The following is a 12,200-nucleotide window of genomic DNA, read 5'->3' on the forward strand; positions in this document are numbered from 1 at the left end:
GTCAGGCGGTCGGCGCGATGTGATGGCGAACGATGCCGCGAATCAGCGCTGCGTCTTCCGGGCTGACTTTCGCGTAAATCGCCGGACCGGCAGCCCGTTCGGGGTCGCCGGTGCGCAGCATCAGCTCGGCCCAGTCGAGCAGGCGCCGCGTGGAGAATGCGCTCGACAGGTCTTCGCGGGCGAACGCCGCGCGGCAGTCGGCGGCAATCGCGGCAAGCGTGGTGGCGAGCGCGTGTGTCATATGCGGCGCGAGGGTACGCATCAGCACGTCGGCTTCTTCGGCGGGCGTCAGATAGTCGAGCATATAGACGCGCCAGCGATCGAGAAAAGCCTCGTTCATCAGATTCGCACCTTGATACAGGTGACGGAACTGGCTCATCGCGCCGACCGCGTTCGCGGTGGCAAACAGCCGGAAGGCGGGATGCGGCGCGACGATCTCATTGCCTTTTTCTTTCAGCACGAGGCGGCCGTGCGGTTCGAGCACGGCGGTGAGGGCGGCGAGAATCGACGGTTCGGCGAAATCGATTTCGTCGACGATCAGCCAGAGGCCTTCGCGCATCGCGGTGGGCAGCACGCCGTCCACCCAGATCGTCTCGCCGCCCTTGACCGTCCAGAAGCCGACAAAATCGCCAACGGTGGTTTGCCCATTCATGTTCGAGCGCAACACACTGTGATGCGAGCGTGCGGCAACCTGTTCGATCAAGCTGGTCTTGCCCGCGCCGGTGTGACCGATCAGCATCACGCGCCGGTTCTCCACGATATCTTCGACAATGTCGTTAAAGCGCTCGGAGAACAGATAGGCGGGATTGATGCGCGGCACGAGCGGATTGTCCACGCCGCATGGCACGTCGACCAGGCCGATGCGCACGGTTTCGCGTGCATCTTCCTGCTCCTGCAGATGGTGTTTCGCTGCCGAGGCTCGCGCCGCGACGCGCTGCAACTCCGGCATGAAGGCCACGCGCTCCGCTGTACCTGCTTCGTTTGAGGCATCGGGCGTATCGATCGCAAAGCCCTCGCGGCGCCACTTCTTCAGCTTCGCGCGCAGGTTCTCCGCGTCGACCACCAGATCGATATCCACCGATCCGGTGCCGGCGCCTTCGTTGACCCCATGCTCGAGCCGATAGTTTTCCGGCCGGTCCGCCACGCTGACGCGCCACCATTCCGCGCCGGTTTCGGTCGCCCGTTGGTAAAGGCCAAGGTTTTCGTCTTCGGTCAATTCAGGCGCGTTCATGGCGAGTGGCAAATGGTGAATGTTGATGGGTCAAATAACAAATAATGCGTTTCGATTTGGCTGAGGCCGAATGACCGACTATCTTATCGTGAGTACCTTTCGTTCTCCCCGCCAGGCATTTCATTTGCAGCGTATGCGGATTCAACTGAAGATTCTCAATGTCGAGCGCGCTGATTGCAAAAGTTTATTGCGTGAAATGGATAGGCTATCAAGCACCGATCACCTATAGTTCGTGCGCGACGCGTGTAGTTTTGCAACATCTCATTCGCAAACTGGTTGGATCCGGTGTTCGCTCCAGCATTACAAGCATTACGCCGGTGTAACCCGGTAGGTGCAACAGGTCATTGCCCATACGTTCCGTTGTATGCATGAGGCCTTGCGGACGGCCCTTGCGCCGAGTGTCCGTGGCTTGACGCAGAGTCGGTCGCGGTGCGACACGCTGAGTAGTTTTGAGTCATCGGCAGTCGGCTTTGCGCATCATTTCGACAGAAGAAACTCACGGCAAAAACAATGAGACTACCTACAAAATTAATGGCCGCCCTGGCAGTGGTCAGTCCTCTGGCATACGGTCAAACCAGCGTGACGTTATACGGCCGTCTCGACGGCGGCGTGGAATATCTGAATCACATCAACAATGGCGCGGGCGGCACATCGAACCGCTGGAGCGCGGAAGGCGGCGATTGGGGCACCAGCATGCTGGGCCTGAAAGGCAACGAAGATCTGGGCGGCGGCCTGAATGCGATCTTCAATCTGGAAACCGGTCTGCAAGTCATGAACGGCACCACCAGTGGTGGACGCTTGTGGTCACGGCGCGCATTCGTCGGTCTGAAGGACAATCAGTGGGGCACGTTGCAGGCTGGGCGTAATCTGTTTATCGACAGCGACGGCGTGTGGGAATTCGACCCGTTCGTGCAACAGGCGTTTTCTTCGGCCTCGCTCGTGCGCGGGCGCAACTGGCAGCAGACCAGCAACAACGTCGAGTATCACAGCCCGGTCTTGTGGGGCTTCGACGTCCAGGCGCAATACGCGTTCGGCAACCAGGCGGGCGCGTTCAACAACGGTGTGCCCGGCGAGTTTGGCCGCTCCGACGGCATTATGCTCACGTATCACTCACCGCTCTTCGACGTGCGCGGCATCTACGATGAACTGCGCGACAGCAATGGCCGCTTCAGCAACATCTTCCAGGCCTCGCGCGAATATTTCGCCGGTGCGAACGTGCATTTCGATGCGTGGAAGATCCAGGGCGCCTATACCCATTACGCGGCACCGGATTCACCGGTGGGCGTGGCCGATAGTGCCGATCACTACTGGCTGGGTGCCACGTACAACATTCAGTCGCGCTGGGCGGTGACGGCGGGCGGCTACTACATCAAGGTCGGCGACGGCGGCGGCGATGCCGCGCACGACCCGTCCGGCCACGCAATGATGTACGTGCTCGGCACCACCTATAACCTCTCCAAACGCACCTTCGTGTACGGCACCGTGGGTTACGTGCGCAACGGCAGCAATTCGAATTTCTCGCTTGAAGCGTCGCCGCGCGATGCGACCAACAACACGAGTCCGCTCGCGGGCGAATCGCAAACCGGTGCGTACGTCGGGATGATGCATCAGTTTTAACGCAGTAAAACGTCTCACAAGGGAAGAACAACATTGACTCCACAAGACTCTCACGGCGGGCTCGCCGCGAGCGATGAACCGTCCACGATGACGCGCCGCCGCTGGCTGCAAGGCGCGCTCGCGTTGACGGCCGCCGGCCTGGCCGGCTCGCTCACGCTCAAGGCGCTGGCCGACGACTCGGCCGCACCGCCGATCGACGCCTTCATGACGCTGTCGCAATCGTTGACGGCCAGGTCGGCTCTCGATCGCGATGTCGGCACGCGCCTGCTGGCTGCGTTGCAGAAGTCCACACCCGATCTTGTGCTGCAGTTGCCGAAGCTGGCCGGCGCGCTCGCCGCCGGTTCCGCCGACGCCGCGCAACAGGCGCTCGCGCTGAAGATCATGGAAGCCTGGTATCTCGGCACGGTCGACAATCAGGTTGTCACCTATGAACAGGCGCTGATGTACGACGTGGTGTCCGACACGCTGATTATTCGTTCGTACTGTCCCAACAAGCCCGGTTTCTGGGCCGCCAAACCCATCGAAAGGCAAGCCTGAGCTATGGCCGATGCACAAAACCAGGCTGAACAAGCCGATATCGTCGTAGTCGGGTCGGGCGTTGCGGGCGCGATCGTCGCGCATCAGATGGCGTTGGCCGGCAAGTCCGTGATCCTGCTCGAAGCAGGGCCGCGCATGCCGCGCTGGGAGATCGTCGAGCGCTTTCGCAATCAGTTCGACAAGTCGGACAACTCCGCGCCGTATCCGTCCAGCGCGTGGGCGCCGCATCCGGAATACGGCCCGCCGAACAACTATCTGATCCTGAAGGGCGAGCACAAATTCAACTCGCAGTACATCCGTGCGGTGGGCGGCACGACATGGCACTGGGCCGCGTCCGCGTGGCGCTTCATGCCGAACGATTTCCGCATGAAGACCACCTATGGCGTGGGCCGCGACTGGCCGATGGACTACGAGGAACTGGAGCCGTATTACCAGCGTGCCGAAGAAGAACTCGGTGTGTGGGGTCCAACCGACGAAGAACTCGGTTCGCCGCGCAGCCAGCCGTATCCGATGGCGCCGCTGCCGCTCTCGTATAACGAGCAGACCATCAAGAGCAAGCTCAACGCATTCGACTCGGGTTATCACGTCGTGACCGAACCGGTTGCGCGTAACAGCCGTCCGTACGACGGGCGCCCAACCTGTTGCGGCAATAACAACTGCATGCCGATCTGCCCGATCGGCGCGATGTACAACGGCATCGTGCACGTCGAAAAAGCGGAGCAGGCCGGCGCGAAGCTGATCGTCAACGCGGTCGTCTACAAGCTCGAAGTGGGTGCGGACAAGCGCATCATCGCCGCGCTGTATAAAGATCCGCAAGGCAACGAGCATCGCGTGGAAGGCAAGTATTTCGTGCTGGCTGCGAACGGTATCGAAACGCCGAAGATCATGCTGATGTCCACCAGCCACGATTTCCCGAACGGCGTGGGCAATAGCTCCGACATGGTGGGCCGCAATCTGATGGACCATCCGGGCACGGGCATTACGTTCTACGCGGACGAAAAACTCTGGCCAGGCCGTGGTCCGCAGGAAATGACCTCGCTGATCGGCTTTCGCGACGGCCCGTTCCGCGCGAACGAGGCCGCCAAGAAGATCCACCTGTCGAACCTGTCACGCATCGACCAGGAAGCGCAGAAGATTTTCAGGCAGGGCAAACTGATCAAGCCGGCTGAACTGGACGCGCAGATTCGCGACCGTTCGGCGCGCTTTGTCGAGTTCGACTGCTTCCACGAGATCCTCCCGCAGCCGCAAAACCGCATCGTGCCGAGCAAAACGGAGGTCGACGCGATCGGCATTCCGCGCCCCGAGATCACGTACGCGATCGACGACTACGTGAAACGCGGCGCCGTCCATACGAAAGAGGTCTACACGAACGCGGCGAAAGTGCTGGGCGGCACGGAGATCGAGTATCAGGACGAATTCGCGCCGAACAACCACATTACCGGCGCGACGATCATGGGCAGCGACCCGCGCGACTCGGTGGTCGACAAACATTGCCGGACCTTCGATCACCCGAACCTGTTTATTTCGAGCAGCGCGACGATGCCGACCGTGGGCACCGTCAACGTGACGCTGACCATTGCCGCGCTGGCACTGCGCATGGCCGACCAGTTGAAGAAGGAAGTTTGAACGTGCTGAAAAAGACCTTTTTCTGGCTGCTGGCCGGTGCGTTGACCTGGCCCGCATTGGCGCAGGCCGATGATTCCGCGAGTCCGGTGAGCGGCAACGACACCGCGTTGATCAAACGCGGCGAGTACCTCGCCACCGTGGGCGATTGCATGGCCTGCCATAGCACCGCCAAAGGCAAGCCCTTTGCCGGCGGCCTGCCGTTGAAAGTGCCGATGCTCGGTACGATCTATTCGAGCAACATCACGCCGGACCCGCAAACGGGTATCGGCGCGTGGACGCTTGCGGACTTCGATCGCGCGCTGCGCAAGGGCGTCTCGAAGGACGGCCACAATCTGTATCCGGCGATGCCGTACGTCTCTTACGCGAAGGTGAGCGACGACGACGTGAAGGCCTTGTATGCGTACTTCCGTTACGGCGTGGCACCGGTGAACGAGGCCACGCACGCGAGCGACATTCCGTGGCCGCTCAATATGCGCTGGCCGCTGACCGTATGGAACTGGGTGTTCCTGAAAAACGGCGCGTATGAAGCGAAGCCGAATCAGAGCGTCGCCTGGAATCGCGGCGCGTATCTCGTGCAGGGCCTCGCGCATTGCAGCACGTGTCACACGCCGCGCGGCTTCGCGATGCAGGAGAAGGCGCTGGATGAAACCGGCAGCGGTTTCCTCGGCGGTTCGGTGCTGGCGGGTTGGGAGGGCTACAACATCACCTCGTCGGTCAATAGTGGCATTGGCGGCTGGAGCCACGCGCAACTCGTGCAGTATCTGCAAACCGGCAGCGTGCCGGGTCTCGCGCAAGCGGCCGGCCCGATGGGCGAGGCCGTCGAGCATAGTTTCTCGAAGATGAGCGACGCGGACATCGATGCAATCGCCACTTACGTCCACACGGTGCCCGCCGTGGAGGGCGGCAGTTCACAAGCTCGCGGCACGTGGGGCAAGCCGTCGACCGACGTTACGCGTTTGCGCGGCGTTGCATTGAGCGACGGCACGCTCGACCCGGCACGGTTATACCTCGGCAATTGCGCAACCTGCCACCAGGCGCAAGGCAAGGGCACGCCGGATGGCTACTATCCGCCGCTGCTGCACAACTCGACGGTGGGTGCGTCCAATCCGGGCAACCTCGTCCAGGTGATCCTGCACGGCGTGCAGCGCAAAACGGCCGCCAACGACGTCGGCATGCCGGCCTTCGCCACACAGTTGAATGACGCGCAAGTCGCCGCGTTGACCAACTATGTGACGACGCAGTTCGGCAATCCGGCGGCCACGCGGGTGACCGATAAGGACGTCGCGAAGCTGCGTTGGGTCGGTCAACCGGGGCATGCGTACGAGGCCGCTGGGTCATCATTAAAACCGCAAGCCGAATGAAAGGGCTGCCGCCAATCATCGGTACAACAGGGCATTCGATGTAACGCGCCGTGCAGTTTTGTGCGCATCGGCGCATCATCGATAGGCCTTGCGGTCCTCAAGCGTCCTTTCCACGTTCTTCCGCGCGAACACGGTTCGCCGGGCACGGCCGATGCACGCCGTCCCGGCGAAGAGTTCCCAACCGCCGAACAAGGAGTGTCCCTATGCAAAACGATCCCGCCCTCGATCAGTTGTGCATCAACACGATTCGCACGCTGTCGATGGACGCAGTGCAAAAGGCTAATTCCGGTCACCCCGGCACGCCGATGGCACTGGCGCCAGTCGCCTATCATCTGTGGCAAAACCACCTTCGCTATGATCCGGACGAGCCGCTATGGCCGAACCGGGATCGTTTCGTGCTCTCGGTGGGGCATGCCTCGATGCTGTTGTACTCGCTGCTGCATCTGGCCGGCGTAAAGGCCGTGGATGAGCACGGTAAGCTGACCGGTTCGCCCGCCGTCTCGCTCGACGACATAGAACATTTCCGCCAGCTCGACAGCAACACACCGGGCCACCCGGAGTACCGTTTGACCACCGGTGTGGAAACGACGACTGGTCCGCTCGGTCAGGGGCTCGGCAACAGCGTCGGCATGGCAATGGCGGCACGCTGGTACGAAAGCCACTTCAACAAGCCGGACGTGCCGCTGTTCGATTACCGCGTCTATGCACTATGCGGCGACGGCGACATGATGGAAGGCATCTCGCACGAAGCGGCCTCGCTCGCCGGACATCTGCAACTGTCGAATCTGATCTGGATCTACGACAGCAATCGCGTGACGATTGAAGGCCACACGGATCTTGCGTATAGCGACGACGTGGAAAGCCGCTTTCGCGGTTACAACTGGCACACGCTGCGCGTGAACGACGCGAACGACGCCGCGGCGCTGGAGGCTGCGTTTGTCGAAGCGAAAAGCATTACGGACCGGCCGACGCTGATCGTGGTTCACAGCATTATCGGCTGGGGCGCGCCGCACAAGCAGGACACTTCCGCTGCGCACGGCGAAGCGCTCGGCGTCGAAGAAGTAGCGCTGACCAAGAAATTCTATGGCTGGCCGGAGGACAAGTTCTTCTACGTGCCGGACGGCGTGCATGAACGCTTCGCGCAGGGTATCGGTGCGCGCGGCAAGGCGGCGCGCGCAGAATGGCAGACGAAGCTCGACGCATACAACACGAAATATCCGGACCTGGCGCGCCAGTTCGCGCAAATGGAAGCGCATGAATTGCCCGCGGGCTGGGACAGCGATATCCCCACCTTCGATGCGGATCCAAAGGGCGTCGCGTCACGCGATTCATCCGGCAAGGTGCTCAATGCGATTGCCGCGCGCGTGCCGTGGATGATCGGCGGTGCGGCCGATCTCGCGCCGTCCACCAAGACCAATCTGAAATTCGAAGGCGCGGGTAGCTTCGAGCACGACAACTATGGCGGCTGCAATCTGCACTTCGGGATTCGCGAACACGGCATGGGCGCGGCGGTGAATGGTCTCGCGTTGTCGAATTTGCGGCCGTTCGGTTCGACCTTCCTGATTTTCAGCGACTACATGAAGCCGCCGATTCGCCTGTCCGCGATCATGGAGGTGCCGTCCATCTATGTGTTTACGCACGATTCGATCGGCGTCGGCGAGGATGGCCCGACCCATCAGCCGATCGAGCAACTGGCGTCGCTGCGTGGGGTGCCGGGGTTGACCGTATTGCGCCCGGGCGACGCGAACGAAGTTGCCGAGGCGTGGCGCGTAGCCATGTCGCATCCACGGCGCCCGTCGTGCATTGTCGTGTCGCGCCAGGCGTTGCCGACGCTGGACCGCACGCGCTATGCGCCGGCCACCGGCGTGCAGAAGGGCGCTTATGTGCTTGCCGATGCGCCTGGTGGGCAGAAGCCCGAAGTGATTCTGCTCGCCACGGGCAGCGAGTTGTCGCTCTGCGTCGACGTTTACGAGAAGCTGAAAAGCGAAGGGATTGCCGCGCGAGTAGTGTCGATGCCGTCGTGGGATCTTTTCGAGCGTCAGGACGAGGCGTACCAGGAGGCCGTGCTGCCGTCCGATGTGGACGCGCGCGTGGCCGTCGAGCAGGCGGCAACGCTCGGTTGGGATCGTTATGTCGGGCGGCTCGGCGCGCAGGTGGTGATGCATACGTTCGGCGCGTCCGCACCGCTGGCCGACCTGAAGAAGAAGTTCGGCTTCACGCCCGAGCGCGTGTACGACGCGGCGAAACAGCAGATTGCGCGGGTGAAAGGCAAGAGCGGCAAGCAGTAGCAGGGCCTGTTTGCAGGCGTTCGCGCGGCTAGTACGGCTAGGCGAGCGTCTGCACCGCTGTTGCTCCAATCTCCACACGGCCGGCTGTACCGTCGAGAGTGTTGCGATAGCCATGCGATTGCATTTCGGCGAGTCTGCTGAGTGTTCTCGACAGATCGTGCGCGCCTTCCAGCCCGCTGAGCGCGGCCTCGATCGGCTGATCGGAGGCGATGAACAGCGCGCATTTGCGGTCGTAGAAGATGTCGACGAGCCAGATGAACCGTTGCAGCGTATGGGCTTTGGCAAGCCATTCGGTGTGCACGTGGTCGAGAATCAGGCCATGCCATTGCTCGGCGAGATCCAGATAATCGAGGTGCGAGCGGCTCGCCACGCACAGACTCTCGAAGTCCGCCCATAGCAAGGCCGCGCCCGCGGCACGTGCAACGAGCGGCCGCCCTGCCGCGCTGACGGTGGTTGACTCCAGCGTCTCGTTGCCTTCATAGCGCACAAAAATATCCAGTAGCGCGTCGCGCGTCGCCGGGTCGAGCGGTGCAAAAAAATGCGGACGTGCCGCTTCTTCAGCGCCGAAACGGTAATCGCGCGCACCGTCGAAGTGAATCACGGTGAAGCAGCGTTTGATCTGTTCGATTGTCGGCAGGAAGCGCTCGTGAAACTCCGGGTCGGACAACAGCGTGTCCGGTGCGTAGTTCGAAGTCAGCACGATGCGCGTGCCCTGGCCGATCGCGGTATCGAGAAAGCGGCCCATCAGGAATGCATCGGCGATATCGTGCACATGAAATTCGTCGAAGCACAGCAATTCCACGCCGTCGAGCCATTGTCTCGAGACCGAGCCCAGCCGATCGTCGCCGCGCGGCTCGTTCACCAGACGCCGGTTCATCTCGCGTAGAAACTCGTGAAAGTGCACGCGCCGTTTGCGGCAGTTCGCCAACTCGAACACCGTATCGACCACCAGGCTTTTGCCCCGGCCAGGCAGCCCATGGCAATACACGCCTTGATGCGCGCGCGCGAAGTTGGCTTTCAGGCGGTGCCCGTTACCATTCGCGCCGAGCAACGTGACGAGCGCCGCAATGGCATCGCGCTGCGTTGCATCGGGAACGATCTGGCACGCGGCGAGGGCACTGATTATCTGGGTTTCATCGAGCATGGGTTGAAGTTTCTGTCTGTTGTTCTTGTGCGCTTTTTGTCCGTCACCGGGTCAGCGCCTCAATACCCGCTGCAATTCGCGTGGATCGACCGGCTTGGTGAAATGGTGGTCGAATCCGGCCGCTTCGGCGGTCTGCTTGTCCTGCTGCTGGCCCCAACCGGTGACGGCGATCAGCAGCATGCCGGCATCGTGATAATCGCTGCGAACGCGGCGCGCCACTTCATAGCCGTTCAGACGCGGCAAGCCGATGTCGAGAATCACCGCATGCGGTGCGAATTCGCCGATCAGTTGCAGCCCGGCGATACCGTCACTGGCTGTGCGAACCTCGTGGCCTTCGAGTTCGAGCACCATGGCGAGACTATCGGCGGCGTCCGCATTGTCGTCGACGATCACCACGCGCAAGCCCTGCGAGCGCGGCACATCGAACGGTGCGCTATCGGAAGGCTGCGGGATCGCTTTCGATAAGGGCAGACGGATCACGAACTCGCTGCCGCTGCCCGGACCGTTGCTGAATGCGGCCACGGTGCCGCCGTGCAGTTCGGCGAGGCCGCGCACCAGCGCGAGACCGATGCCGAGGCCGCCTTGCGAGCGGTCCAGCGCAGGGGCGAGTTGCGAGAACATTTCGAACACGCTGTTCAGATGCTCGCGCGGAATACCGATACCTGAATCGCGCACCACGATCACCGCTTCATCGCCTTCACGCGATGCGGCGAGCGAAATGTCGCCGCCTGACGGCGTGTACTTGGCGGCATTGTTCAACAGGTTCAGGATCATCTGCGACAGGCGTGTGGGATCGGCGTCGAGGTAGAGCGCCTCGCGCGGCAGCGTCACGCTCAGATGGTGCGCCGAGGCCTGCACGGTGGGCCGCGCCGCTTCCATGGCGGCCTGCATCGCGCGGGCGAGTTCGAGCCGCTGCTTGCGCAATTCGAGCTTGCCCTGCGTGATGCGCGACACTTCCAGCAGGTCGTCGACCAGATGCGTCATGTGTTGCAATTGCCGCTCGAACACGTCGCGCGACCAGCTTAGCTGTGGGTCGGCAAAATCTTTCAGACGCAGGATTTCAAGCACATTGCGCATCGGCGCGAGCGGGTTGCGCAACTCATGTGCGAGCGTGGCGAGAAATTCGTCCTTGCGGCGGTCCGCCTTTGAGAGTTCCAGGTTCAGACGCTGCAGTTGCTGTTCGGCACGTCTGTGCCCGGTGATGTCGCGGCTTACGCTAACCGCGCCATAGATGTCGCCGCGTGCGTTCGCCAGCGGTTTGACGACCGTTTCGCAGACGCCGTGAGTGCCGTCGCGCCGTACGAAAACCAGTTCGCTGCGCCACGTACCCTCGGCGGCGAGGGCGGTGAGCGCTTCCCGGCGAATGCGCAATGCGTCTTCCGGCAGATTGAACATTGCAATTGGCTTGCCGAGAATTTCACGCCTCCGGTAACCCAGCATGCGCTCGCCGCCGGCGTTGAAATCGGTGATGTTGCCACGCAGATCGGTGATGACGATCGCGTCGCTCAGATGCTCGAAAATGGCCGCCTGACGCAACAGCACGGTCTGCGCATCCTTGCGCCCGGTGATGTCGATGCCGAGACCGTAGATCGTCAGCGGCTCACCGTGCTGGTCGTAGGTGGCGCGGCCGCGGCCTTCCATCCAGCACCAGTCGCCGCTGGCGTGCAGGAAGCGGAATTCGGCGACGTAATCATCGCCGCTTGCCACGGCAAGGTCGACCGCCTCTTTGAGCGCGATCAGGTCGCCGGGGTGAATCAGTTCGAAAAAGCCCCCGGGCATTTTTGCAAAACGTCCTTCGGCATAGCCCGCGAGCGCTTCCAGTTCGCGGCTCCACCAGAATTTGCCCGATTCCGGCTCATGCGACCACGCACCCATGCGCGCCCCGCGCATGGCGAGACTCAGCACGTCACGGCTTTCCTGCAAAGCTTTCTGCGCGAGCTGATGCCCGGCGAGGGAAGCTTCCGCGTTGCGGCGCGCAAGCAGCAGTTCCTGCTCGTACTTATGACGATCCGCGACGATCAGCGCCGCCACTTCGACGTAGCTGCCTTCGCCATGACGGCGGCTCACTGCGTTAAGCAGCATCGGCACGACGTGGCCGTCCCGATGCATCATGTCCAGTTTGACCTCGGCCACCGAGCCTTGTTTGTGCAGCAGGGGCGACCAGTGCGTCCGGTAGAACACCTTGCCGTCGGTAGTCAGCAGATCCTGAATAGACTTCGCCTCGGCGAGTTCCGCCGCGCTATAGCCGAGCCATGTGCAGAAGGTGGTGTTGACACGCAGGATCCAGCCATCGGGGGTGGTCACGAGCAGGCCGCAGGCGGCATGCTCGAACAGGGCATCGGAGGAGGGCAGCGGCCGGTACGCGCTCTGCATCGTCTTATGGGCTCAGCGGCTCG

Annotated in this window: 8 protein-coding genes; 5 read left to right on the forward strand and 3 right to left on the reverse strand. The window is 62.2% G+C overall.

Annotated features, from left to right (window positions below):
* Position 1 precedes the first annotated feature (1 nt).
* On the reverse strand, positions 2–1,231 hold the full coding sequence (locus GH665_RS29530) for an AAA family ATPase (protein ID WP_153140731.1): 1,230 nt from the start codon (positions 1,229–1,231) through the stop codon (positions 2–4).
* 510 nt (positions 1,232–1,741) lie between these two features.
* On the opposite strand from GH665_RS29530, the gene GH665_RS29535 reads away from it, so the two are divergent.
* From GH665_RS29535 to tkt, 5 genes are all read left to right on the forward strand, one after another.
* The gene (locus GH665_RS29535; RefSeq protein WP_484555886.1) at positions 1,742–2,848 is read left to right on the forward strand and encodes a porin; all 1,107 of its coding nucleotides are present in this window, start codon (positions 1,742–1,744) and stop codon (positions 2,846–2,848) included.
* Positions 2,849–2,935: 87 nt separating this feature from the next.
* Positions 2,936–3,385 (forward strand): sugar dehydrogenase complex small subunit, encoded by a 450-nt coding sequence (locus GH665_RS29540; protein WP_153142360.1) that lies wholly within the window; start codon positions 2,936–2,938, stop codon positions 3,383–3,385.
* A gap of 3 nt (positions 3,386–3,388) precedes the next feature.
* Complete coding sequence (locus GH665_RS29545) at positions 3,389–5,011, forward strand: GMC family oxidoreductase (protein WP_153140732.1); 1,623 nt, start codon at positions 3,389–3,391, stop codon at positions 5,009–5,011.
* Between the two features lie 2 nt (positions 5,012–5,013).
* On the forward strand, positions 5,014–6,372 hold the full coding sequence (locus tag GH665_RS29550) for a c-type cytochrome (protein ID WP_153140733.1): 1,359 nt from the start codon (positions 5,014–5,016) through the stop codon (positions 6,370–6,372).
* Positions 6,373–6,575: 203 nt separating this feature from the next.
* A complete protein-coding gene (gene tkt, locus GH665_RS29555; RefSeq protein WP_153140734.1) occupies positions 6,576–8,660 on the forward strand; it encodes a transketolase in 2,085 nt (694 codons plus the stop codon).
* A 37-nt stretch (positions 8,661–8,697) separates the two neighbouring features.
* On the opposite strand, the gene zapE is transcribed toward tkt, so the two are convergent.
* Together zapE and GH665_RS29565 are read right to left on the reverse strand one after the other, a co-directional pair.
* Positions 8,698–9,804, reverse strand: coding sequence for a cell division protein ZapE (gene zapE / locus GH665_RS29560; protein ID WP_153140735.1), 1,107 nt, complete (start codon positions 9,802–9,804; stop codon positions 8,698–8,700).
* A 51-nt stretch (positions 9,805–9,855) separates the two neighbouring features.
* Positions 9,856–12,177: a hybrid sensor histidine kinase/response regulator gene (locus GH665_RS29565; protein ID WP_153140736.1), complete on the reverse strand. Its 2,322-nt coding sequence runs from the start codon at positions 12,175–12,177 to the stop codon at positions 9,856–9,858.
* Between the last annotated feature and the right edge of the window lie 23 nt (positions 12,178–12,200).

Origin of the sequence: Paraburkholderia agricolaris, from assembly GCF_009455635.1 — a bacterium.
GTDB lineage: Bacteria > Pseudomonadota > Gammaproteobacteria > Burkholderiales > Burkholderiaceae > Paraburkholderia > Paraburkholderia agricolaris.